Raw genomic sequence first — 24,238 nt, forward strand, 5'->3', positions numbered from 1 at the left:
CTACGAGTTAGAGGAGAAGACATTCATCAATGGCGCAGCACTGGCTCCCTGTCTTGATGATCGTCGACCTCAAGCTTCTGCGCCGCAATGAGCACCTCGAGGCGGTTTCGCGCATGAAGCTTCTGCATCAGGATGGTCATGTAGTTCTTTACGGTCTTTTCGCCGATACGCAAATCGGCCGCGATCTGCTTGTTTGTGGCTCCGCGCATGAGCATGCCGACAATTTGTCCCTCGCGAATGCTGAGCTTGACGGTTCCGGACGCCATCTTGCGCAGCGAAGAAATCTTAAGCTCTTCGATGACCTTGCAGGCAAACGCCGGCGTAATGAAGGTCTCGCCGTTATGCACAGCCCTTACGCCCTGAATAAGCTCGCCGGCATCACTGCCCTTAAGAACATACCCGGTCGCGCCGGCATTGAGTGCGCGAACGGCGATGTCGCTTCTCGTCAGGGCGGTGAAGGCGAGGAACTTTGTCTTTGGCGAAGTCGCGACGATCTTCGCGATGACCTCGAATATGTTTCCAGGCATCATCACGTCCACCACGAATACGTCCGGGCGGATTTCCGCGTTGATCTTGAGAACGTCGCTGGCCTTGCTTCCCGTCGCCGCGACCGTGAAATCCTCGTTCAGTTTAAATAGATCCACCAAACCTGCCAGCATTAATGGATGATCATCGACCAACGCGATAGAAACCGATTCCATACGGACGTCCCCAGGCCATTCGTTCCCTCGCGTTCATTATGGAGCCATTTTGCCAAAACTGTCCATGTAGTGAAAACGGAGTAGCCCCCTTGAAGCCGCGGCAGATGTATCCCTCGTAAGGCGAGAGGCGCGGTGCGGTGCCGGCGAGCGGCCGGCGCACTTCATTTGGGACATTCTTGCTGCCGTAGACTGCTGCAGCGACTAGGCCCATCAAGAGCCTAGTCGGTTTATTCCAGTGCAGGTTCGACCGTATACGCATGGGCGCTTGGTCGACGAGGCGCTTACGCGGAATGGTCGACCCAAGCGGTCAGTAGTCCCAGAAGGCCGGGACCCAGCGGAAAGCATCGCCATCAACCGCCACGTGGCCGACGGACGGGAACGGCAAGTGCGTGGCAACGAGCTGTGCGCCGGTCTCGGCCAACTCCCGCAAAAGTCGGACCCGGACGCGAGCCGCTTCTTCTGGATCGTGTTCGAAACCGTTATACCAGTCGGGGTGTTCGAACCCGACCGCAAACACGGCGTCGCCGGCAAACATCAGCCGATCACCGCCGGACGCCACGCGAACCACGCAATGCCCGGGGGTGTGGCCGCCGGTACGTGTGGCGACCACGCCAGGCGCCACCGCTTGCTCCTCATCGAACAGCCGCAGATGGCTGCGGTATTCTTCGGTGAACCGCTTGGCCGCCGCCCGAAGCGCGTCCGGGAACCCCGGCGGCATCGAGACGCGGGAGAAATCGGGCGCCTCCCAGAACTTGACCTCGGCGGCCGCCACGTGGATCCGCAGGTCCGGCCGCAGCCGTTCCTTCACCCCGTCGACGAGCAGCCCGCCAACATGGTCCATGTGCATGTGGGTCAACACGATGTCGGTGACGGATCCAAGATCGATGCCGGCGGCCTCCAGTCGCTTGGTCAACTGCCCTGCCCGCGGCAAGTTCAAGTCCGGGTCCAATCCCAGTCCAGCGTCGATGAGTATGGTCTGCCCGCCACTGCGCACAAGAACCGCATTCAGCGACCAGTCGAAAGCGTCCTGTGGCAGGAACATATCGTCGAGCCAGCCAGCTCGGACGGCAGGGTCGGCGTTATGTCCCAACATCGCGGTTGGAAGCGGCAGTACCCCATCGCTGATAACCAGCACGTCAATCTCGCCGACCCGCACCGCGTAGCGCGACGGGACCAACTCTTCGGACCGTGCTCTGGCGGGTTGTGAGGGGTTGTTCTGGGTCATGTTCGCCTCCTCCTGCCCAATCCTACGGCTCGCTGCTTCTGCCTGTGACATGGTGTGCTCCTATTTTTGCGTGTTCGAGACATGTCGGTCCCGAGCCCGTAGCGGACGCTAGGTCGAAGCGTATTGGCGGTCGAGCTACACCTGAGGACAGGGCAGCCTGTGCATGGGGAGGACGGCTGCGAAGATTTGGTGGTGAACATGCTGGTCTGAAGGCGTAGGTGCCCTTGCCTGCCGAAGGGTGCCATGCACACCACCCAGCGGCCACGAGCCACGGCCTGGCACGTCGAAGGACGGCACGCTACAATTGAATTTCGATATTCCGCGGCCGGACAAGCCGCGCGCGAACGCTCGGCAAGGCATACGACCCGGAACCGTATTTGCGGACGTGCAGAATAGGCCGGTGGACCTGCCCGGTGAATTTGTCCGACCCACTGAGGCTCTGAAATCCGAGGGCCGCCGCTATGCTGTATTTCTCGTACTCGCTGCCATTGGGCAGACGCCTCATGGCGTTGAACCTGATTTCAGCGGGCGCAACGGCGACGGGCATCACTAGAGGCAAGTCGTGATGCCACCGTCGACATAGAGAGTGTGTCCGTTGACAAAGGATGATCCTTTCCCGGACAGGAAGACCGCCGCACCGATCAGTTCATCCACCTCACCCCAGCGGGCGGCAGGCGTGCGCTTTTGAAGCCATGAGGAGAACTCCTCGTTATCCACGAGAGCCTGATTGAGCGGCGTCTTGAAATAGCCCGGCGCGAGGGCATTCACCTGGATTCCGAACTTGGCCCAGTCGGCGCACATACCGCGGGTCAGGTTCTTCACAGCGCCCTTGGTGGCGGTGTAGGGGGCGATGCCGGGGCGAGCGAGTTCGCTTTGGACGGAGGCGATATTGATGATCTTTCCTGCGCCGCGCGTGATCATGTGCCGGGCAACGGCCTGCCCGACATAGAAGATGCTGGAGATGTTGGTTTTCAGCAGTTGCTCCCAGCGATCGGCCGGAAAATCCTCCAGCGACGTCCGAAACTGCATTCCCGCATTGTTGATGAGAATATCGATTGGGCCAATGGCGCTCTCGATCTCGTCGATGCCATGTTTGACTGCGTCAGCATCGGTCACATCAAAGGCATTCACGGCAACATCGTAACCGGCTTCTCGCAGAGCCTTCGCGGCCGCCTCCAGCTTCGAGGCATCGCGCCCGTTCAGCACGACGGATGCGCCATGCTCGGCAAGCCCCTTGGCCAACGCAAAACCAATGCCTTGTGACGAGCCGGTTACCAATGCTCGCCTGCCGCTGAGATCGAAAAGCGGAAAACCCATCATCTACTCTCCAGTGTCTCGTATTCGAGATGCGCACTCGCCCGACCGGGTGACGCGGAGCTCAATCCAGCCGGTACAGTCTGTTGTCCTGAGTACACCTTGACGCTGGGAGTCGATAGAGGCACCGGCGTCCGCCCGTCTATCGTTGCGATCGCGTGGAAGCAGCCACGGACTCCCGGATGTGGTGTCGCAGCCGGTCAGAACGATCCGACAAGAGTTCCGAGCGTGATGACGACGACCAGCGCAACAAGGGCGCTTGCGATGGCGGCCATGGCGAGATCAAGGTAACCATCCCTGTGCGAGACACCACAGACAGAAAGGAGCGTCACGACAGCGCCGTTGTGCGGTAAGCTGTCCAGCGTGCCGGCGCCGATGACCGCAACCCGGTGCATCAGTTCGGGATCGAGACCCGTCTGGTGGGCAATTTCCATGTAGGTCGGCCCCAGTGCATCGAGCGCGATCGTCAGCCCGCCTGACGCCGAACCGGTCAATGCAGCAAGGATATTCGTCGCAATCGCAAGGGAGACCAGTGGCCCTCCCTCGATGCCCAGGACCCAGACCTTCACTGTCTCGAATGCAGGGAGAGCAGCCACGACGGCGCCGAAGCCAACAAGGCTGGCAACGCTCATGATCGGCAGGACAGCCGCGTTGACGCCGGCATCGATGATGGAACGGAGACCAGGAAGGCGGTTAAAGTTGGTAACGAGGAGCGCCACAATGCCCGCCGTCAATGCCACAATCACCGACCAGACTCCCGCAACCGCTGAAAGTGTGGTTGAGCCCCACGCAGTTTCCGCCAGATAATGCGCGTCGATACGCGGCAAAACGGCGAACGTCATCACCAGATTGGTCGCAACGACAACCAGCAGGGGCAGCGCTGCGATCAAAAAGCCTGGTCGCATCGCCGCATGACCGCCGCGCGCAATTTCACCCGGATCGAAGTCATGCGCGACTGCGCCACGCTCCCGCATCCTGTCGTCATGGGAAATGGCATCAGAGGCCGTCAAGCCAGCATAGCGATAGGTCTCCCCTGCCAGCTTCGCCTTTCGCCGCGCCATCTGCAGCCACCACATGCCGAAACCAAGCATGACCGCCGAGGCAATGACGCCAAGCCCGGGGGCAGCAAACGGATTGGTGCCAAAAAATGGCATCGGGATCGCATTCTGGATCGCCGGCGTGCCCGGCATGGCAGACATGGTGAAGGTGGATGTTCCAAGGGCGATTGCTGCCGGCATGAGCCGGTGCGGAATGTCGGCCGCCTTGAAGAGAGCATGCCCCATTGGAGCAAGGACGAAGAAAGCGACAAACAGGCTGACGCCGCCATATGTCACGAAGGCGCCAGCAAGCACGACGGCGAATATGGCTCGTCCTGCCCCGAGCTTCTCGGTCATCTTCACGGCAATTGCCTCAACAGAACCACTGGCTTCCATGAGCTTGCCGAAAAGAGCGCCAAGCAGAAAAATCGGGAAGAACTGGGCAATGAAATCCGCCGCGTTGCGCATGAAAGTCTGCGTCCAGCTGGCAAGCAACGGCTGGCCAGCCAACAGTGCGGCAAGCAGGGCACAAAGGGGTGCGAGAAGAAGGATGCTCCAGCCGCGGTAAGCGAGCGCGACGAGAAAACCAAGTGCGATAAGGATGCCAACAATATCCATGACGGGGCTTTGCGCTCTGACGTCTATTGCAGGACGGTATCGAGCAGGCTTTCGATGTCAAAGCTCGCCCGCTTTCCAATATCCGTGCCATGGCTGGCGAGAAATTCTTGCGCGGTCTCGCGCCCTTCCTGCCGCAGCATCGAAAGAAACTCCCACTCGCCGTTCATCTTGGATGATGCGCTGAGTTCCACCATGCGCGGTGGCGTTGCAATTCGATGGAGACGTATGCTTGACCATTCCTTCGCCCAGGCGATTTCATCCGGCGCAACGCCGCTTTCCGAAAGCATCCGCTGGAGTATGGCCATCGCTCGCAATTCCTTCTTCAGGCTGGAGTTAAAGGAGATCTCGTTGATGCGATTGAGAATTTCACGTGCAGTCCTTGGAACACCCGCACGCTCTACGGGATTGACCTGAACAAGCAGAATGTCGCGTGCCGCACTCTCCCGGACGACCGGCGTAAGCAGCGGATTTCCCGAAAACCCACCGTCCCAGTAGGGATCACCGTCTATTTCGATCGCCTGGTGCAGCATCGGCAGGCATGCCGAAGCCAGTACGGCGTCGGCACTCAGTTCGTCGTTGCGAAACACCCTCGGCAGCCCGGTTCGCACGTTCGTGGCATTGACAAACAGCTTGATCTCAGAGCGCCTCAAGGCCTCGAAATCCACGCTTTCCTCGAGGATGTCGCGGAGCGGATTGATGTTGGCCGGATTGATCTCATAGGGCGAAAACAAACGGCTCATAAGGTCGAAGAAGAGATAGGCGGGCGAGTGGTCAAGCGACCAGTTACCGGTCATCACGTCAAGCGCCGTTCGCTGAAACGGGCTGAACCGCGCCACGTCGCTGACCCGGGCCCAAAATGCCTCGAGAGCCACCTTCGCGCCCTCTCGACCATCAAGCGCATAACCATGCGCAAGTACCACCGCGTTCATTGCACCGGCCGAGGTGCCGGTTATGCTTGAAATCTCCAGCCAGGGCTCATCGATGAGCTGTTCGATCACACCCCAGGTAAAAGCGCCGTGCGCGCCACCCCCCTGGAGCGCCAGATCAATTGCGATCGGATCGCGATCGGATCGCGTGGCACGGGCATTGCTGTATGGTCTTGGCGGCATTCGGACCTCCGAGTTCAGCGTCTCTACCTTATGGCGATTATTGCAGTGCAGCAATAGCAGTTCTCAACCGACAAGAATTTCGCTCGATGAGGTCGAACCTCCAGACCAAGAGGAATTCGCTTGCGTTTCCCCACCGCGTTGGGACATTTTGGCGGAGTTCCTGCAGTGAGAGGAACTTTCGAGCATTCTGAGGCATTCCTGATCATCTCCAAGGGGAGGACGTCATGAAGTGCTGCCGACATGCTGCTGTGGCCGCGCTGTTCTGGCTGGTCACAGGCTTCGCCTATGCCGACGAGGCGCCTTTCCTCCAGTCGCTTGCTGGCGATTGGACGGGCGGAGGCATGATGAAGCGCACGACCTCCTCGTCCCCGATCAACCTGAGTTGCAATTTCACATCCCAGGCGAGTGGCGAGGCGCTTTCGATGAAGGGGACCTGCCGCGGGATGATCGTTATCACGCGACCGGTGTCGGCCAATATCACGGTCACCGGAACACAGTATGCCGGTCGTTACGTCGGTCCATCCGGTGGCGTATCCGGTCTTCAGGGAAGCCGCCGCGGCGACGCCATCAATCTCGCGGTGCGCTGGTCAAAGGTGATAAACGGTGACCGCAGCGCCAACATGACCATCCAGCGGGTCGACGCCAATGCGATCCGCATCCGAACGGTCGACAAGGATCCGGCATCCGGCCAGCAGGTGGTAACCAGTGAGATCAACCTGCAGCGCGATTAGGTGCCGAGCCCGATACAACCTCTCGTCGGAGCAGCCGCGCAAACCTATATAGATGGCAAAATGCCGGTGATGTCCGCCGGCTGAACCGGAGATATGTATGAGCCGCGATCCATACGAGCTTCTCGGCGTGAAGAAGGACGCCACGCAGAAAGACATTCAAAGCGCATTTCGAAAGCTCGCCAAGAAACTTCACCCCGATCTCAATCCCGGCGACAAGAAGGCTGAGGACCGCTTCAAGGAGATTTCCGCTGCCTACGAGTTGCTGAGCGATGAAGAAAAGCGCGGGCGCTTTGACCGCGGCGAGATCGACATGACCGGTGCCGAGCAGGCGCCGCGCCACTACTATCGCGACTATGCCTCTGCAGGAAACGCCGGCAACCCTTATCACAACAGCGCGGGCTATGCCGACTTCGGCGACAGCGACGATATTTTCTCGAGCTTCTTTTCGCGACGAACACGCGGAGGCGATTTCCATGCACAGGGCCAGAACCGGCAGTATTCGATGGAGGTCGATTTCCTCGATGCCGTCAACGGCACGAAGACCCAGATCCGTTTGCCGGACGGGCCGGCGCTCGACCTGCAGATACCGCCTGGCACGCGCGACGGCCAGACGCTCAGACTGCGCGGCAAAGGCGAGGCCGGCATTGGCGGCGGCCGGCCGGGAGATGCGCTTGTCGAAATTCGCGTGCGTCCGCATCGCTTCTATGTTCGTGACGGCGACGACATTCGCTTCGACCTGCCGATTACGCTGCGCGAGGCCGTGCTCGGCGGCAAGGTGCGCGCGCCGACGCCGTCAGGCCCGGTCAACCTCACATTGCCGCCGCACTCGAACACCGGGAAGGTTTTGCGCCTGAAGGGCAAGGGCGTTCCGAAGAAAGACGGCAGTGCTGGAGACATCTACATCTCTCTGAAAATCGTGCTGCCGAACGGACCGGATCAGCAGCTGACCGATTTCATGACCGGCTGGACAGCTGGCGACGAGCAGGATCCGAGAAAGGGCATGGGAGAATAGCCATGGATGATCTTGAATTCCGCCGTTTTCTTAAGATCGACGTGGGGGTGTTAGAGGTGTGGGTCGAGCAGGGATGGCTGCTGCCTCAGACACGTGACGGCGCTCGCGATTTTCGCGACACCGATGTCGCGCGGGCGCAGCTCATCCTCGACCTGACGCGTGACATGGGTGTCAACGATGCCGGCGTCGATCTGATCATGGATCTCATCGATCAGATCCATGGACTGCGCGGAACGCTTCGCGAAATGCTCGCCGCCATGGAAGGGCAGGACGAGGAGGTAAAGCGCAGATTGCGCGGCAAGCTCGATGAGCTCTCCGGCATCCACGGCCTTTAGCCAATAGCCAGGGAACACGATGGCAACGACCTGATTGCCGGAAGGAGATGCAATGACCGAGGTTCCGCATGATCACGACCACCATCCGATCGACTGGCGCGAACATGGCGTGAAGGTCATTCCGGGTAATTCACTCGACCCCAATACCGCCCAGACCCCAGGGATGAACCGGGCGACGGCGATCAACCATGCGCGTGCCGGGGCGGAGAAAATATGGGCCGGCACCGTGACCATCCATGCGAATGCGAAGACCGGCGCCCATCACCACGGGGATCTCGAAAGCATCATCTATGTGGTGAAAGGGAAGGCACGCATGCGCTGGGGCGACCACCTCGAATTCACGGCAGAGGCCGGTCCCGGTGATTTCATCTACGTGCCGCCTTACGTTCCCCATCAAGAGATCAACGCCAGCCGCGACGAGACGCTCGAATGTGTTCTTGTGCGCTCCGGCCAGGAACCGGTCGTCGTCAATCTCGATATCGAACCGGTCGAACAGCCGGAAGATGTTTTATGGATCGACCCGATCCATCGCGCATGAGCGCTTTTACAGCGAACCCTTGAGAATGGCCGCAAAGCTCGGGTCGAAAGCGCGGCTGATCGGGTCGGCGGCTGCGCCAAGCGCGACGGCCCAGGGATCAGTCATTCCAAGCTGGAAGCGAGGAATGACCCGGCCACGGCGATCGGCGATCGATGGCGGCAGAGGGTGCATCGCCTCGATCAGACGTCGCGCCAGGGCCTCAGGCGCACCGCCGCAGAGAATCACGGTTTGCGGATCGAAGATCGATTCGATCAGATGTACGCTCCAGCGAAGATCCATCACGGCTTCTTCGATCCAGCTCTGTATTCTCGCATCATTCTTCAGCGCCAGTTCGTTCACCATCGCATAGACGCCGGGATCCGCCGGGTCGATCGCCAGGTGCTGGTAGAGCGAGGCGAGCGAGGCACGATGCTCGAGTGGCGTCGGGCTGCCGCTTGCCGAAAGCAGCGCCATGCCGATTTCGCCCGCATTGCCGTTTGCACCGCTGTAAAGTTCCCCGCCAAGGATCAGACCTGCACCGATACCGTAGCCTAGATAGAGGCAAACGGCATGGTCGAGCCCATGGGCGGCGCCAACCATTCGCTCCGCCGTGGCGCATGCGGCGGCATCGTTTTGCAGACGAACGCCAAGACCCGTGCCTGCCGCCAGCGTTTCCAATAGCGGAAACTTTTGCCAGGCGGCCATCATCCAGGGATCGTCACCCGTCGCCTCGATCCCGAACGGACCAGGCATTGCCGCGCCCAGGCCAACGAGCCGCCGCTCCGATTGAGCAACGAGGCCCGCAAGGTCACGGCGAACCTTCTCGATAAGCTCGAGAATTACGGTTGCACCGCGCGACGGCCCGTCGGGAGGCAGGTTCGCCTCAGCCCGCGTGCGTATGTTGCCGACAAGGTCGACAGCTATGGCCCGGGTTATGTGACGATCGATCTGCAGCCCGATCGCAAAAGCCCCTTCCGGCACCAGGCGATAGGGTGTCGACGGCTGTCCCCTGCCCTTGCGAACAGCTTCCTGCGCGGTGACCAGCCCTTCCTGTTCGAGTTCGTCGATGATGTTCGACACGGTCTGTTTGGTGAGCTTGGTGGCACGCGCCAGGTCTGCTCGCGAGAGTGCTCCATTCACTCTCAGGGCATCCATCATCACCCGCCGGTTATGGGCGCTTGTGCCTTCATGATTGGTGCCTGCTTTTGCCCGTATCGGGCGCGCTTCGTTCATTCCGAATTCCCTCTTGACAGCAGTAGAATATTGAAGAAGAAATAAGTCAAGACAATTGACTTAATAAGGAACCAAAGAGTTCCAGGGAACGCAAGAGAGTCCGAAAGCGGCTCTGACGACGCTCCGAATCCGGCAGCCGGCTAACCGGCGCCTTTTCAACAACCGATGGCGACGACAGCCGCCTTCGGACATACGGGTGAATGTCAAAAAACTGGAGGCTGGAATGTTGAAATCCCTGAACAAGACGCTGCTTGGCGCAGCATTGATCGGCGCATCTTTCGCGCCGCACGCCTTTGCCGAAACGACGATCAATGCGCTGTTTATGGCACAAGCGGCCTATAGCGAGGCTGACGTCCGTGCCATGACGGATGCATTTTCCAAGGCAAACCCCGACGTCAAGGTCAATCTCGAATTCGTGCCTTACGAAGGCCTGCACGACAAGACGGTGCTCGCCCAGGGGTCCGGCGGTTACGACGTCGTCCTCTTCGACGTGATCTGGCCGGCAGAATACGCGACCAACAATGTCCTCGTCGACGTCACCGCGCGCATCACCGACGATATGAAGAAGGGTGTCCTTCCTGGTGCATGGACGACCGTTCAGTATGACGGCAAGTACTACGGGATGCCGTGGATCCTCGACACCAAGTATTTGTTCTACAACAAGGAAATCCTCGAGAAGGCCGGCATAAAGACACCGCCGAAGACCTGGGACGAACTGGCCGAGCAGGCAAAGACGATCAAGGACAAGGGACTTCTCGCAACGCCGATCGCCTGGAGCTGGTCGCAGGCCGAAGCCGCGATCTGCGATTACACGACGCTCGTCAGTGCCTACAAGGGCGATTTCCTGAAGGACGGCAAGCCGGCCTTCCAGAGTGGCGGCGGTCTCGACGCGCTGAACTATATGGTTTCCAGCTACAAATCCGGCCTGACCAACCCGAACTCCAAGGAATTCCTGGAAGAGGATGTGCGAAAGGTCTTCCAGAACGGCGATGCTGCTTTTGCGCTGAACTGGACCTACATGTACAACATGGCGAACGACCCGAAGGACAGCAAGGTCGCGGGCAAGGTCGGCGTTGTCCCGGCTCCGGGTGTCGCGGGCAAGAGCGAAGCGTCGGCCGTCAACGGCTCGATGGGCCTTGGTGTCACCACGGCCAGCAAGCATCCGGATGAGGCCTGGAAGTACGTCACCTTCATGACCTCGCAGCCGACGCAGAACCAGTATGCCAAGCTCAGCCTGCCGATCTGGGCATCGTCTTATCAGGATCCGGCCGTGACGAAGGGCCAGGAAGAACTGATCGCTGCGGCCAAGGTCGGTCTTGCCGCGATGTATCCGCGCCCGACCACGCCGAAGTATCAGGAGCTTTCCACGGCTCTGCAGCAGGCGATCCAGGAATCCCTGCTCGGCCAGTCTTCGCCGGAGGACGCCCTGAAGTCGGCTGCCGACAACAGCGGTCTCTAAGCGATGTAACCGTCCAGGCGGCGCCGTGCCGCCTGGTTTCCACTTTACCAGTCCGATGAATTGAGAGGGCGCCTCATGTCCGGCACCTGGATGACAACCCGCGCGTGGCTATTGATGTTGCCGCTGCTTGTCGTGATGATCTCCGTCATCGGATGGCCATTGGTCGACACCGTCGGCCTGTCTTTCACAGACGCCAAGCTTGTCGGCACATCAGGCAATTTCGTCGGCATCGACAACTACGTGAAGATGATCTCCGGTTCGAATTTTCAGCGGACCCTGATCACGACCACCTGGTTCGCGGTCATTTCGGTTGCTGCCGAGATGGTGATCGGCGTGCTTGCAGCACTTCTCCTCAACCAGGATTTCCGGGGCCGCGCGGTGCTGCGGGCCCTGATGATCCTTCCCTGGGCACTGCCAACCGTCGTCAACGCCACGCTCTGGCGATTGATCTACAATCCGGAATACGGCGCGCTCAACGCCGCGCTGATGCAAGTCGGGCTGATCGACGCCTATCGCTCCTGGCTTGGCGAACCGGGCACTGCACTTGCCGCCCTGATCGTCGCCGATTGCTGGAAGAACTTCCCGCTGGTCGCGCTCATTGCGCTTGCTGCCTTACAAGCGGTGCCGCGTGACGTCACTGCCGCCTCACTGGTCGACGGCGCCGGTCCCTTCGCCCGCTTCCGCTTCGTGATCCTGCCCTATCTCGCGGGTCCGCTGATGGTGGCCCTGGTGCTGCGCACCATCGAGGCCTTCAAGGTGTTCGACATCATCTGGGTCATGACCCGCGGCGGCCCGGCCAACAGTACGAGGACGCTGTCGATCCTCGTCTATCAGGAAGCGTTTTCCTTCCAGCGGGCCGGCTCCGGCGCCTCATTGGCCTTGATCGTCACATTGTTGGTAACGGTGCTGGCTCTCGCCTATGCCACGCTGGTGCGCAAGACCGCAGGGAGTGCCGCCTGATGGAACGCAAGAGCCCATTCTTTACAGCTTTCATCTACGTCTGCGCCTTGCTGCTTGCGGCCGTGATCCTGGCACCGATCATCTGGCTGTTCATCATGAGCATCTCGCCGGCCGCCGATCTGGCCGCCAAGCCGCTCCGCTGGTGGCCGCAAACGGCTGACTTCTCCCGTTACGCCGCCTTGCTGTCGACGATCGAGAACAGCGCCGGCGCCGCCTTCACATCGTCGCTCAGAAACAGCATCGAGGTTGCCGGCATGGCGACGATCGCCGCTATCGCGCTGGCGATTCCGGCCGGTTGGGCCGTGTCGCGAACACCTTCCGTCGGTTGGTCGCTTTCAATGGTCATCGCCACCTACATGCTGCCACCGGTTGCGCTTGCCGTGCCGCTCTACATGGGCCTGGCCTATCTCGGCATGCTGAACAACGTCTTCGGCCTCGCCCTCGTCTATCTGACGATCCTCGCCCCTTTCACGACATGGCTCATGAAATCCGGCTTCGATTCCATTCCGAAGGAGATCGAAGCCGCGGCAATGATTGACGGTGCCGGCCTGTTCCAGACCTGGAAGATCATTACCCTGCCGCTGGCCATGCCTGTTGTCGCCACCTCGGCGCTGTTTGCTTTCCTGCTCGGCTGGGACGAGTTCTTCTATGCGCTGCTCTTCACCTCCGATCAGCGCGCCAAGACACTCACGGTTGCCATCGCCGATCTGGCCGGTGGCCGTGTCTCCGATTACGGACTGATCGCGACTGCCGGTGTGCTCGCCGCTCTGCCACCGGTGCTGGTTGGTCTCGTCATGCAACGCGCCCTGATATCGGGGCTGACAAGCGGCGGCGTCAAGGGATGACAATGACCATGGAAAACACACGACCAGCCGGACTGATTGCAATTGATCGAGAAATGGCGCGTCAGCATGCGGATGCGCTCACATCCTATGACAATGCAAAGCAAACCGCTCAGGCCATTGCAGAATCGCTGGAGAAAAACGCCAGGCTGCTTCTTCTCGGCATGGGCGGATCTCATGCCGTCGGCCGAGCCGTCGAGCCGCTCTACCGTGCCTGCGGTATCGACGCGATCGCTCTACCGCTTTCCGAGCAACTTGGACAACCGCTCGCGCTCGACGGCCGAACAGTGATCATCACCTCGCAATCTGGCGAAAGTGCCGAGGTGGTGCGCTGGTTCTTTGAAACAGGAGGCAGTGGTGACACATTCGGGCTGACGCTGGAGCAAGGATCATTCCTGGCGCGTACGGCGCCTTCCCTCATCGGAGCGGGCGGCACGGAATTGGCGTTTGCTGCAACGCGCAGCCTGACAGTCTCCTTTGCCCTGCATCTTGCGGTGCTGGCAGCCCTTGGCGAGGATCCCGCGGCAGCCCTTGCCGCACTCACCGCCCCGGAAACACCAAGCATCGACATCGCTCTTGCAGCTCTCGATAACGTGGCGACGGTCGTTACCTCGGGCAGGCGCCTGCAGGGTCTTGCCGAAGCGCTGGCCCTTGGCCTGACAGAACTCTCCCGCCTTCCCTGCTTTTCGCTCGAAGGCGGGCAGTTGCGGCACGGACCGATGGAGATGCTCGGCCCGGCCGTCGGTGTCGTTCTTTTCCGGGGACAGGACAGCACCGCCGGTCTGGTCACGGCCATTGCCGTATCAGCCGTCGAAACCGGCGCTCCGGTCATCATCTTCGATGCATCGGGTGAAGCCCCGGTTGCGGGCGCGGTGACCATCGGCTTCAAGCCAGCTTCGGGCCTGGCTGCGGTCTTCGCAATGCTGCCCGTGGCACAGCGCTTCATGGTCGCCTTCGCCGATGCGCGTGTCGAGAACGCCGGCACGCCTGTGCGCTCGACAAAGATCACCCGGAGCGAATGATGCGCCCGCTTGCCGTCGTCGGAAACGTGAATATCGACCTCATCCTCGGCCCTGCTGCTCCCTGGCCGAAGGCTGGCACCGAGATCATCGTCGACCACGACGAACTGCGCGTCGGCGGGGCAGCGGGCAACAGCGCCCTCGCCTGGGAAGGTCTTGGCGTCGAATTCGAGATCGCCGCCAATGTTGGCAACGACCAGTTCGGTCGCTGGTTGACCGAGGCTTTCGGCAAGCGGTCCGCGAAGTGGCCGGTGCGCCCTGAGCAGACGACACTGTCGGTTGGCATCACCCATCCCGATGGGGAGCGCACGTTCTTCACCACCCGCGGTCACCTGCCCCGCCTCAGCCTTTCCGATGTCTTTGCCGTCCTTGATGGCACGACGCTGTCGGGGGGCTTCGTGTTGCTCTGCGGCTCATTCCTGACGGAAGATCTGACCCGCGAGTACGATGCTTTCTTCGACTGGGCCGACAAGCACCAGATTGCGATTGCGCTTGACACTGGCTGGCCGCTCGACGGCTGGACGAACGAGAATTGCGAGGCCACGCGAAACTGGCTTTCCCGCTGCGCGATTGCGCTGCTCAACGAAGTGGAGTCCACCACCCTCACCAGCCTCGACGACCCTGTCGAAGCGGGGACCGAAATCCGATCCCACATGCCGGAGGGTGCCATCGTCGTCGTCAAGCGCGGACCGGACGGAGCGCTCGCAATTGGTGCGGACGGGCAGTGCATCGCCGCTGCGGCTCCCTCCGTCACGGTTGTCGATACGATCGGCGCCGGCGATGTCTTCAACGCCGGTTTTCTGGCAGCGCTGGCGCAAGAAAAACCTCTCGCTGACTGCCTGCGGGCCGGAACCGCGGTCGCATCACGGGCCATTTCGACCCTTCCCCGCAACTACGGCGGACCATCCACATCTGAGGAGCCCGCTCGATGAGTGCTCTTGAAATTGCCAACATCCGCAAGACATACGGCAATGTCGAAACCCTGAAGGGCATCGACATCGCGCTCGAGAGCGGCGAGTTTCTCGTTCTGCTCGGCTCTTCCGGCTGCGGAAAATCGACCCTGCTCAACATCATCGCGGGGCTGGCGGAAGCAACAAGCGGCGACGTGCGTATCGGCGGACGCTCGGTCCTCGGCGTGCATCCGAAGGATCGTGACATCGCCATGGTCTTCCAGTCCTACGCGCTCTATCCAAACCTGACTGTCCACCGCAATATCGGCTTCGGCTTGGAAATGCGCAAAGTTCCGAGCGCCGAGCGCGACACGGCGGTACGCGATGCGGCGAAATTGCTGCAGATCGAAAGCCTGCTCGACCGCAGGCCAAGTCAACTGTCGGGTGGCCAGCGCCAGCGCGTTGCGATCGGCCGCGCCCTTGTGCGCAAGCCGGAAGTCTTCCTGTTCGACGAGCCGCTATCCAACCTGGACGCAAAACTGCGCATGGAGATGCGCACCGAACTCAAGCGCCTGCATCAGATGCTCAAGACCACGGTCGTCTACGTGACGCACGACCAGATCGAGGCCATGACGCTCGCCACCCGCATCGCGGTTATGCGCGACGGGCGGATCGAGCAGCTCGGCAGCCCGTCGGAGATTTACGATCGGCCGGCAACTCTTTATGTCGCCACGTTTGTCGGGGCGCCGCCAATGAACCTTTTGAACGCTACGGTTCGCGGCAGCGAACTTCAGATCGAGGGCAGCGACATCGTGCTACCTCTTCCGGGCGGACTTCAAGCCGAGCCCAGAGATGGCCAGAAGCTGATTGTCGGAATACGGCCGGAAGCACTTCGACTTGGATCGTCCGGCCTCACGCTACCGGCGAAATGCGAGGTTGCCGAACTGACCGGACCGGAGCTTGTCGTCACCGCTTTTGCGGGCACGCAACGGATCATGGCCTGCCTGCCGCCGCGCACGACTTTAGAGAATGGTCAGATGCTGACGCTTACCTTCGATCCGCAAGCAATCCACCTATTCAATGCGGAAACCGGATTGCGCTGCAGCTAGCCTGGAGCGTTACGCCGATTTGCGGGCCGCGACGAAGCGGTTCATCGCATCGAACGAGAAGGCTGCAATAGGCAAGCTGGTTCCACCTTGAAGCGCCAGGTCGGCGAGAATCTCGCCGACGACGCTCGTGAACTTGAAGCCATGGCCGGAGCAGGGCGACGCGACGACGACGTTCGGGTTGCCAGGGGCAACGTCGAGCAGAAAATCCTCACTCGGCAGCATCGTGTAGCGGCATGTCACGGCGCTGACCCGCGGTCCGGCAGCGGCCGGCACCCGCCTGGCGATAAAGCTATCGAGGAGTGCCGTATCTCTGTCGTTAACGGGCGGATTGGGCTGGTTGGGATCGATCGGCTCGCGGAAATGCGCGTGCCTCCCAACTTTGACGCTGTCCATGCCGATCGCCGGAAAACCGAAGTAAGAGCCCTCTGCCCCCTCATCCCGAAGGAAGCACGGCATGCGCTGCGGTTCCGTCGCAAATCCGTCCTGCGACCGATACCAGGCGACGACCTGTCGGATCGGTACTGCGTGTTCCTTCAAATCGGGAATGAGTTCGGCGATCCACGAGCCGGTGGCAACCACCACCTTTTTGGCACGATAGTGGCCCTCAGCCGATCGGATCGTCACCCCGCCGTCGCCCGGCTCGATCGCTGTTACCCGTTCGCCGAAGTGAAGAACCGCACCATCCTGCGCTGCAAGTTTGAGATAGCCTATTACAGCCGCCTCGGGCCTGAGATAGCCCCCCTCCGGATCGAGGACAGCAACGTCCTCGTCATCCAGTTGGAAGGCGGGAAACCGACGCGCCACGTCCATCTTGTCGAGGACCTCATGCGGCAGGCCGTGCATCTTGCAGGACGCGCGTGTGCCCGTAACGATCTTGCTGTCTTCAGCCCCGATCTGGAGAACGCCGGTGATCGTCAGAATTTCCGTGCGAAGCCGCGCCTCCAAAGCGCGCCAGTTGCTATAGGCGCGCTGCAGCAGCGGCACATAGGACGGATCTTCGAAGTAGCCCATCCGGATCAGGCGGCTGTCCCCATGCGAAGAGCTGAGCGCATGGGCAGGGAAATAGGCGTCGATGCCAATCGTCCTGGCGCCGCGCGCCGCAAGGAAGGAGATGGCCGCGCTTCCCATGGCGCCGAGGCCGATCACGGCAACGTCGAAATCAGCTGTCATTTCTGCTCCTCAGATCAATTCGGGCGGTGCTTCTTGCCGGATAAAGCTACGAAGCGCTTCGATGTCGGCAGCCAACGGGCGATCGTCGGCGTAATGCGGGACGACCTGACGTACCGCACGGTGGATTGCGTCCGTGGCCTTGGCGCGCTTTGCTGTCGACGCCAGGAAGTCATGCGCCTGGGCTGCCGCCATCAACTCGATGGCGACAATGTATTCGGCGTTGTCGATGACCGAAAGGAGCTTATTTGCCGCAGCCGTTGGATGCGCGAGAAAATCCTCCTGCAGGCCGGAGGTAACGCCGCCATCGGTGGAAGCGGGTGCGGCCAGCCTGCGGTTCTCGTTGCTGAGCGCGGCAGCGGTATATTGCGCGATCATGAAGCCGGAATTACTGCCGGCATCGCTCGCCAGAAAAGGCGGCAGGTTGCTGATCAGCGGATTGACGAGCCGATCCATACGGCGCTCGCTCATGGCCGATATCTGCGCAAGGGCGATCGCAAGGCTGTCGGACGCCTGCGCGAGGGCTGGCGCCACGGCATGAGCCTCCGACGAGACGACAGGATTTTCAGGTGTTCCCGAGACCGCCGGATTGTCGGTGACTGAGGCAAGTTCGCGATCGACAACGTCGGATGCATTGTCAAAGACGTCGCGAGCTGCTCCATGGGCGTGCGGGACCGAGCGTAGGCTGAGCGCATCCTGCGTGCGTTTTGCGAGCGCGGCTGCGATCAGCCCGCTGCCCTCCAGGCGCCGCCTCAAGGAAGCGCCGACATGCGCGATGCCGCGCGACGGACGAAGCGCTAGCACCGTCTCGTCGAAGGCCGCCATCTGACACCCGCAAGCTTCCAGCGTCATGGCCGCCACCGCATCGGCCCAGTCGAGCAGATGGTTCGCGCGTGCTAGCGCGACGCTGGCTAAACCCGTTGCACAGGCCGTTCCGTTGACGAGGCTTAACCCCTCTTTTGCACCGAGCACGAGTGGTGCAAGACCAATGGCATCGAGAGCCTCGAGGCCGTTCATGCGCTTGCCCGCCACCGATGCGCTTCCTTCCCCGATGAGGACGAGCGCAGTATGGGCATTGTGCGTGAGGTAACCGGCTGAGCCCCTCGACGGGACATCAGGCACGCAATCGTGCTCCAAAAATGCCGTGAGGTGGCGGATGATATCCGCCCGTACGCCGGAATGGCCATGCGCGAAATTGGCGACTTGCGCCGCGATGATTGCCCGGACCTCGCGGCCCGCCAGGAGTTCGCCGACGCCACAGGCGTGACTGAGGACGATGTTGCGCGACAGCCGGCTTTGGGAGTTGCGATCGACGACCGTATCTGAAAGCGCGCCGACGCCTGTATTGATGCCATAGGCACGTATCCCTGTCTCGACAATGCGTTCAATGATCCGGCTGGCATTGTCGACGCGGCCCCAGGCTGCGGGTGATAGTGCAAGCGTCTCGCCGGCCGCAACGCGTGCGATGTCACGCCAGCCGATCAGCGTGTCGATGGTGACCGTCATTGCCCGCTTCCGAAATGACCAATGAACTGCCGGAAGGCCGGTGACGCGCCCCCCCCGAACATTTCGTCCGGTGCACCGCTGCTCTCGACCAGGCCTTCCTTCATGAAGACAACGCGATTGGAAACATTGCGCGCAAAGCTCATCTCGTGCGTGACGACCAGCATCGTCATCCCCTCCTCGGCAAGCGCGCGCATGACACGCAACACCTCGCCGACGAGCTCCGGGTCAAGCGCCGACGTCGGCTCGTCGAAGAGCATGACTTTCGGTTTCATCGCGAGTGCCCGGGCGATCGCTGCGCGCTGCTGCTGGCCGCCCGACAAGTGCGCTGGATAGGCGTGGCGCTTGTCGGCAATGCCGACCTTTTCGAGAAGCGCCTCTGCCTCGGCGACGCATTCGGAACGCGGACGCTTGAGCACGTGGACCGGTCCCTCGATTACATTCTGCAGGATCGTCATGTGTGACCACAGATTGAAGGACTGGAAGACCATGCCCAGTTCCGAGCGGATATGGTCGACCTGCTTCTGGCTCGCCGGCCGGCTCGTGCCGCCCTTGTGGATCATGCGGATCTGCTCGCCGTCCACCCAGATCTCGCCGTCGGTTGCCGTTTCCAACAGGTTGATGCAGCGCAGGAAGGTGGACTTGCCGGAACCCGAGGCACCGAGCAGGGAAATGACGTCGCCATCCTCGGCATCGAGCGAGATGCCACGCAAGACTTCGTGCGTGCCGAAGCTTTTGCGGATGTTGCGGACGGAAAGTCGGGTAACGCCTGGCATGGAAGCTCCAATCGTGTCCGGAGGGCTCTCAGGCTTTCAGCGCCGGCGGGATCGCACGGCGGTGTCGCGAGAGCGAATATTCAAGCAGGGACATCGCCTGCAGGATGATGAAATTGAGAACGAGATAGATGATCGCCGCACAGAGGAACACTTCCATCGTGCGGTATGTTTGCGAGATCAGCCGCTGTGCCACGCCGGTCACTTCCCATACGGTGACCAGGCTTGCGAGTGCCGTCGATTTCATCATCAGGACGATCTCGGTGGAGTAGGCCGGAAGCGCGTGCCGGAATGCGATCGGCGCCAGGATGCGGCGCACGAGAAGAGCACCGGACATGCCGATCGAGCGAGCGGCCTCGATCTCGCGCGGCGAGACGGCGCGAATGCCACCACGGAAGATCTCGGCGGAATAGCCGGCGGTGCAGAGCGCCAGTGACAGTACCGCACAAACGAACGGTTCACGCAGGAACGGCCAAAGGAAGGAATAGCGGATGAAGCCGAACTGGCCGAGGCCATAAAAGACGAGGAACATCTGGATCAGCAGCGGCGAGCCGCGAAAGATGAAGATGTATCCCTTGGCAATCGACGACAGCACCGGATTGCCGGCGACACGCATCCAGACGATCAGCAGGGCCAGAAGACCACCGAAGAAGACCGACAGGGAGAACAGAGCCAAGGTCATCGGGACGGCTTTGAGCAGGGTCGACATCGTTTGGGCGAGAAAAGCGAAATCCATCGTGTTACCTCACGCCTTTCCCATGGCCGCTGTCGGCATGCTGCGATTGGCGCGCCGCTCTGCGCCATTGAAAACCCGGTCGGAGAGGCTTGTCAGGATCAGGTAGAGGATGCCGCCGACGATGAAGAACAGGAAATACTGTCGTGTCGAACCGGCAGCGACCTGGCTGGTGCGCATCAGTTCCGCCAAACCGGTCACCGAGATCAGTGCGGAATCCTTGAGGCTGAGCTGCCAGACGTTGCCGAGACCGGGGATTGCGAAGCGCAGCACCTGCGGAATGATGATCCGGCGAAAGCGCAGACCGCGATGCATGCCGATCGCTGATGCCGCCTCCAATTCACCCTTGGAAATGGCAAGGTAAGCCCCGCGGAATACTTCCGCCTGATAGGAGCCGGAGATGATCCCCACAGCCAGCGCACCGGCCAGAAACGACGGCAGCCCGAGGAAGCCCTCATAGCCCATCGCCTTGCCGATCGAGGTGACGGCGGAGGACCCTCCGAAATAGATCAGGTAGATGATCAGCAATTCCGGCACACCGCGAAAGACAGTCGTGTAGACGTTGCCGAGCGCAACAAGCCAAGCCTTGCCGGAGAGCTTGGCAGCAGAAATTATCGCGCCGAGCACCGCGCCGATCGCAAGCGCGCTTGCGGTCACGGCAAGCGTCATCAACGCGGCGAGCAGAAGCAGCGCCCCCCATCCGGTCGAGCCGAACCCAATCAGTTCCAGTGTTGCCATATCATGTTCCCCGCGCCCGCCGCTGTCCCGGCGGTGTCAGAATAGCATGCGGTCCCCGGCCTTGAAGCCGGAGACCGGGACCTCCGGCCTTTGCCGGAAATCAGTTCTGAGGGCTGACGTCGACCTTGAACCACTTCATCGACAGGTTCTTCACGGTACCGTCGGCGAGTGCGGACTTGATCGCTTCGTTGAACTTGTCACGAAGGTCGGTATCGGCCTGGCGGATGCCGAGACCCTCGCCCTCGCCCCAGATCGGGCCAACGATCTCGGGGCCGGTAAAGGCCAGCGTGTCGTTTGCGGACTGGAAGGCATTGGCGAAATACACGGCATCGTCGAAGCCAAGATCAATACGGCCGTTCTGCAGATCGAGATCGCGGTCGGCGCCGGTCTTGTACTCGCGGATCTCCGCGATATCGCCGAAATTGTCGTAAACGAACTTCGCGTAAACGGTCGCGGCCTGAATTCCGATCGTCTTGCCCTTGAAGGCCTCCTTCAGCGCATCGACTTCCTTAACGCCGGTCTGGCCGGGCGTCATCTTGATCGTCGCACCGGTACCGGCTGCATTGGCAAGCGGGCTGTCCTTGGCGGTCGCGAAGGCGGCCGGCGTCGCGGCATAAGGGATGGTGAAGCCGATGACCTTCTTGCGGTCATCGGTGATCGACAGCGCATCCATGATGACGTCGAATTTGCCGGCATTGAGTGCCGGGATCATGCCATCCCAGTCGGATGCGACGAGCTTGCAGTCGATCTTGGCACGTTCGCACAAAACCTTGGCAAGTTCGGGCTCGAAGCCACCGAGCGTGCCGTCGGCATTGGTCATGTTCCAGGGCGCATAGGCCCCCTCAAGCGTAATGGTGGCCGTCTTCCAGTCCTTGGCGGCGACGGGCGCGACGAAGGCCGAGAGCGCAAAGGCGCTGGAAAGAAGAAGCGCGCTGAATTTCATTGGTTCTATCTCCTCTGAAGTGACGATTGACCTTGCGGTCCGACACCGGTCTTCGCCGGCTTGCTCGACGCCGATCTTGTTGATCGATCTTTCGAGAGGTTGTATATGGTACCATATGAGATATTTTGTGTTATGCAAGAGGAAAGTCGACTTATCGAGCGGATTCCGCGATTGCAAAGGGAATAGGCAATGAAGCGTCCAAGCGAGATGATGAGGGATAACGATACCGCACCGCTCTACGCCGGCGTCAAGCAGATGATACTCGACCGCATCCATAGCGGCGAGTGGCCTCCGAAGCATCGCGTGCCTTCCGAAAACGAATTGGTGAACGAGCTCGGCGTCAGCAAGATGACCGCCAACAGGGCATTGCGTGAACTCGCAAACGAAGGCGAGCTGGTTCGCATCCAGGGCGTCGGCTCCTTTGTCGCGGAGCGCAAGGGGTATTCGGCCCTGTTCGAGGTGCGCAATATTGCCGAAGAGATTGCTGAGCGCGGCAACGCGCATGAGGCCTCGGTGGTGATTTTGGCGCAGGAGACAGCATCTCCCGAGACGGCCGACGCGCTGGAGCTCGACATCGGCGCACCCGTCTTTCACTCCCTCATCGTGCACAGCGAAAACGGCGTGCCGGTGCAGATCGAAGACCGGTTCGTCAATCCGGCAGCAGCCCCCGACTATCTGGCGCAGGACTTTGCCTCCCTGACCCCAAACGCCTATCTGACGGCTGCCGCCCCGCTGAGCGGATCCGAGCACATCGTCGAGGCGGCCATGCCGCAGTCCTGGGAGTGCAAGCTCCTGACGATCCTGAAGAGCGAGCCTTGCCTGGCCATCCGCCGCCGCACCTGGTCCGGGCGGCACGTCGTCTCCACCGCCCGCCTCATCTATCCCGGCAACCGCTACCGGCTCGAGGCTCGCACCGGCAAGTTATTCGAGGAATAGTGGTCAGTTGTATATGGAACACGATTTACGAGAAGCCGCCCCTAAGGATGCGGGAATATAGAAGACGCGGACCGGTTTCGCCGCTCATATCGCTGCTGCGGGCAAGCGGAGAAAGCTTCAGTCGAAAAAGCCTGCATCCTCTTCCCTCAGATATCTCCTGGCCGCGTCAGCGTCGATATCGAGGCCGAGCCCCGGCGCTTCCAGCAGGTCCACCATGCTGTCCTTGACGATCTGCGGCGGCAAGCCGATTACCAGATCCTCCCACCAGGGATCGGAGGCGGTGGGATATTCGAAAGCGATGTAATTTGCCGGCAAGGTGGCGCAGACATTGATCAACGCGCCGAGGCCGAGCAGACCGTTGGCAGTGCCGTGCGGCGCCATCAGGATCGAGTGCATGTAGGCGTGCTCGGCGACCCATTTGAGCTCGGCAATGCCTCCGACATCGGCTGGATCGGGGCCGATGACGCGTACCGCCTGCGTTTCGATCAGCTCCTTGAAATTGTGTCGCAGGTAGATCTGCTCACCAGTGTGGATTGGCGTCGAGGTGGAGGTTGTCAGCTCCCGATAGGCCTGCGGATTGACCCATGGCACGTAGTCGCCAGTCAGCATGTCCTCGAGCCACATCAAATTGTACTGCTCGACCGCGCGGGCGAACTTGATCGCATCGGGCAGCATCCAGCCGGGGCCGCAGTCGAGCGCCAGGCTGACCTTGTCGCCCAGCACTTCCTTCATTGCGATCACGCAGTCGATCATGTGATTGAAACCGCGCTCGCTGATCATGCCCTGATCCATGGCGCCGTGATAGCCGGCCTTCTTCTGCGTCACGCCGTAGTGGAAGCCCTCGATGGTGTCCTTCATGTTGGAGTGGAACGAGATCCCTTGCTTGATCATGAAGAAGTTCTGCGGCTGCTCCATCATCCACTTGACGTCAGCGGCGTAATCCTCCGGCCGGTCGCCCGTGCGTTTTTGGCGAACCGAACCGTTGTAGACGCGCACCTTGTCCCGCACCTTGCCGCCGAGCAGTTTATAGGCGGGCACGCCCGCGGCCTTGCCAGCAATATCCCACAACGCATGCTCGATAGCGCTCACCGCGGCGCCGTACGGCTTGAAGGAGCCGCGTTGGCGGATCTTCAGCATCACTCTCTCGACGTCGGTCGGGTCCTCGCCGACCAGCGCCTCGCGGAAATGCAGCACAAAGGGCTTGAGGTAGGACTTGGTGAATTCGACTTCGCCCAGGCCATAGAGGCCCTCGTCCGTAACGATGCGGACGATCGGGTGCTTGCCGATAACGGCGCAGCGCAGATCGGTGATCTTCATCTTCGTTCCTTTTTTCC

24 protein-coding genes are annotated in these 24,238 nt (G+C 61.0%); 11 read left to right on the top strand and 13 right to left on the bottom strand.

The window, feature by feature from the left end; genetic code table 11:
- Positions 1 to 26 precede the first annotated feature (26 nt).
- The 5 genes from IB248_RS23555 to IB248_RS23575 all read right to left on the bottom strand — a co-directional run bounded on the left by IB248_RS23555 (position 27) and on the right by IB248_RS23575 (position 6,004).
- Positions 27 to 701 (bottom strand): response regulator transcription factor, encoded by a 675-nt coding sequence (locus tag IB248_RS23555; protein ID WP_192241732.1) that lies wholly within the window; start codon positions 699 to 701, stop codon positions 27 to 29.
- A 307-nt stretch (positions 702 to 1,008) separates the two neighbouring features.
- The gene (locus IB248_RS23560) at positions 1,009 to 1,926 is read right to left on the bottom strand and encodes an MBL fold metallo-hydrolase (protein ID WP_192241768.1); all 918 of its coding nucleotides are present in this window, start codon (positions 1,924 to 1,926) and stop codon (positions 1,009 to 1,011) included.
- 549 nt (positions 1,927 to 2,475) lie between these two features.
- A complete protein-coding gene (locus tag IB248_RS23565; protein WP_192241769.1) occupies positions 2,476 to 3,243 on the bottom strand; it encodes an SDR family oxidoreductase in 768 nt (255 codons plus the stop codon).
- Between the two features lie 197 nt (positions 3,244 to 3,440).
- Complete coding sequence (locus IB248_RS23570; protein ID WP_192241733.1) at positions 3,441 to 4,895, bottom strand: GntP family permease; 1,455 nt, start codon at positions 4,893 to 4,895, stop codon at positions 3,441 to 3,443.
- A gap of 23 nt (positions 4,896 to 4,918) precedes the next feature.
- Positions 4,919 to 6,004, bottom strand: a complete 1,086-nt coding sequence (locus IB248_RS23575) for a patatin-like phospholipase family protein (RefSeq protein ID WP_192241734.1) — start codon at positions 6,002 to 6,004, stop codon at positions 4,919 to 4,921.
- A gap of 224 nt (positions 6,005 to 6,228) precedes the next feature.
- Between IB248_RS23575 and IB248_RS23580 the strand changes: the two genes are divergently transcribed.
- The 4 genes from IB248_RS23580 (at position 6,229) to IB248_RS23595 (ending at position 8,620) form a co-directional block, all read left to right on the top strand.
- On the top strand, positions 6,229 to 6,735 hold the full coding sequence (locus tag IB248_RS23580; protein ID WP_062369021.1) for a hypothetical protein: 507 nt from the start codon (positions 6,229 to 6,231) through the stop codon (positions 6,733 to 6,735).
- Between the two features lie 97 nt (positions 6,736 to 6,832).
- A complete protein-coding gene (locus IB248_RS23585; protein ID WP_025660666.1) occupies positions 6,833 to 7,747 on the top strand; it encodes a J domain-containing protein in 915 nt (304 codons plus the stop codon).
- Between the two features lie 2 nt (positions 7,748 to 7,749).
- Complete coding sequence (locus tag IB248_RS23590) at positions 7,750 to 8,082, top strand: chaperone modulator CbpM (RefSeq protein WP_192241735.1); 333 nt, start codon at positions 7,750 to 7,752, stop codon at positions 8,080 to 8,082.
- Positions 8,083 to 8,134: 52 nt separating this feature from the next.
- The gene (locus tag IB248_RS23595) at positions 8,135 to 8,620 is read left to right on the top strand and encodes a cupin domain-containing protein (protein ID WP_018856033.1); all 486 of its coding nucleotides are present in this window, start codon (positions 8,135 to 8,137) and stop codon (positions 8,618 to 8,620) included.
- A 6-nt stretch (positions 8,621 to 8,626) separates the two neighbouring features.
- Here IB248_RS23595 and IB248_RS23600 read toward each other — a convergent pair whose 3' ends face one another.
- Positions 8,627 to 9,832, bottom strand: a complete 1,206-nt coding sequence (locus tag IB248_RS23600; RefSeq protein ID WP_192241736.1) for an ROK family transcriptional regulator — start codon at positions 9,830 to 9,832, stop codon at positions 8,627 to 8,629.
- A 223-nt stretch (positions 9,833 to 10,055) separates the two neighbouring features.
- Between IB248_RS23600 and IB248_RS23605 the strand changes: the two genes are divergently transcribed.
- The 6 genes from IB248_RS23605 to ugpC all read left to right on the top strand — a co-directional run bounded on the left by IB248_RS23605 (position 10,056) and on the right by ugpC (position 16,111).
- A complete protein-coding gene (locus tag IB248_RS23605; protein ID WP_062369017.1) occupies positions 10,056 to 11,291 on the top strand; it encodes an extracellular solute-binding protein in 1,236 nt (411 codons plus the stop codon).
- Positions 11,292 to 11,366: 75 nt separating this feature from the next.
- On the top strand, positions 11,367 to 12,251 hold the full coding sequence (locus tag IB248_RS23610; protein ID WP_192241737.1) for a sugar ABC transporter permease: 885 nt from the start codon (positions 11,367 to 11,369) through the stop codon (positions 12,249 to 12,251).
- Positions 12,251 to 13,096, top strand: a complete 846-nt coding sequence (locus IB248_RS23615) for a carbohydrate ABC transporter permease (RefSeq protein WP_169680501.1) — start codon at positions 12,251 to 12,253, stop codon at positions 13,094 to 13,096. Before IB248_RS23610 ends, IB248_RS23615 begins: the two co-directional genes overlap by 1 nt.
- Positions 13,093 to 14,115 (top strand): SIS domain-containing protein, encoded by a 1,023-nt coding sequence (locus IB248_RS23620; RefSeq protein ID WP_192241738.1) that lies wholly within the window; start codon positions 13,093 to 13,095, stop codon positions 14,113 to 14,115. The genes IB248_RS23615 and IB248_RS23620 overlap by 4 nt, the downstream gene beginning before the upstream one ends.
- Positions 14,115 to 15,044 (top strand): carbohydrate kinase family protein, encoded by a 930-nt coding sequence (locus tag IB248_RS23625; protein ID WP_192241739.1) that lies wholly within the window; start codon positions 14,115 to 14,117, stop codon positions 15,042 to 15,044. Before IB248_RS23620 ends, IB248_RS23625 begins: the two co-directional genes overlap by 1 nt.
- On the top strand, positions 15,041 to 16,111 hold the full coding sequence (ugpC, locus tag IB248_RS23630; protein WP_192241740.1) for a sn-glycerol-3-phosphate ABC transporter ATP-binding protein UgpC: 1,071 nt from the start codon (positions 15,041 to 15,043) through the stop codon (positions 16,109 to 16,111). The genes IB248_RS23625 and ugpC overlap by 4 nt, the downstream gene beginning before the upstream one ends.
- 9 nt (positions 16,112 to 16,120) lie before the next feature.
- On the opposite strand, the gene solA is transcribed toward ugpC, so the two are convergent.
- The 6 genes from solA to IB248_RS23660 all read right to left on the bottom strand — a co-directional run bounded on the left by solA (position 16,121) and on the right by IB248_RS23660 (position 21,968).
- Entirely contained in the window at positions 16,121 to 17,281 is a 1,161-nt protein-coding gene (solA, locus tag IB248_RS23635; RefSeq protein WP_192241741.1) for an N-methyl-L-tryptophan oxidase, read from the bottom strand.
- A gap of 9 nt (positions 17,282 to 17,290) precedes the next feature.
- Positions 17,291 to 18,784 (bottom strand): histidine ammonia-lyase, encoded by a 1,494-nt coding sequence (hutH, locus tag IB248_RS23640; protein ID WP_192241742.1) that lies wholly within the window; start codon positions 18,782 to 18,784, stop codon positions 17,291 to 17,293.
- Complete coding sequence (locus IB248_RS23645; RefSeq protein ID WP_018856023.1) at positions 18,781 to 19,557, bottom strand: ATP-binding cassette domain-containing protein; 777 nt, start codon at positions 19,555 to 19,557, stop codon at positions 18,781 to 18,783. Before IB248_RS23645 ends, hutH begins: the two co-directional genes overlap by 4 nt.
- A 28-nt stretch (positions 19,558 to 19,585) precedes the next feature.
- Positions 19,586 to 20,290 (bottom strand): ABC transporter permease subunit, encoded by a 705-nt coding sequence (locus IB248_RS23650; protein WP_169680511.1) that lies wholly within the window; start codon positions 20,288 to 20,290, stop codon positions 19,586 to 19,588.
- Positions 20,291 to 20,299: 9 nt separating this feature from the next.
- A complete protein-coding gene (locus IB248_RS23655) occupies positions 20,300 to 21,025 on the bottom strand; it encodes an ABC transporter permease subunit (protein ID WP_169680513.1) in 726 nt (241 codons plus the stop codon).
- 100 nt (positions 21,026 to 21,125) lie between these two features.
- Positions 21,126 to 21,968: a transporter substrate-binding domain-containing protein gene (locus tag IB248_RS23660; RefSeq protein ID WP_018856020.1), complete on the bottom strand. Its 843-nt coding sequence runs from the start codon at positions 21,966 to 21,968 to the stop codon at positions 21,126 to 21,128.
- Between the two features lie 189 nt (positions 21,969 to 22,157).
- On the opposite strand from IB248_RS23660, the gene hutC reads away from it, so the two are divergent.
- Positions 22,158 to 22,904: a histidine utilization repressor gene (gene hutC / locus IB248_RS23665; protein ID WP_192241743.1), complete on the top strand. Its 747-nt coding sequence runs from the start codon at positions 22,158 to 22,160 to the stop codon at positions 22,902 to 22,904.
- Positions 22,905 to 23,021: 117 nt separating this feature from the next.
- Here the strand turns inward: hutC and IB248_RS23670 are convergent, their stop codons facing one another.
- The gene (locus tag IB248_RS23670) at positions 23,022 to 24,221 is read right to left on the bottom strand and encodes a mandelate racemase/muconate lactonizing enzyme family protein (protein ID WP_192241744.1); all 1,200 of its coding nucleotides are present in this window, start codon (positions 24,219 to 24,221) and stop codon (positions 23,022 to 23,024) included.
- Between the last annotated feature and the right edge of the window lie 17 nt (positions 24,222 to 24,238).

The organism is Rhizobium sp. RHZ01 (genome assembly GCF_014851595.1).
Lineage (GTDB): Bacteria > Pseudomonadota > Alphaproteobacteria > Rhizobiales > Rhizobiaceae > Rhizobium > Rhizobium altiplani.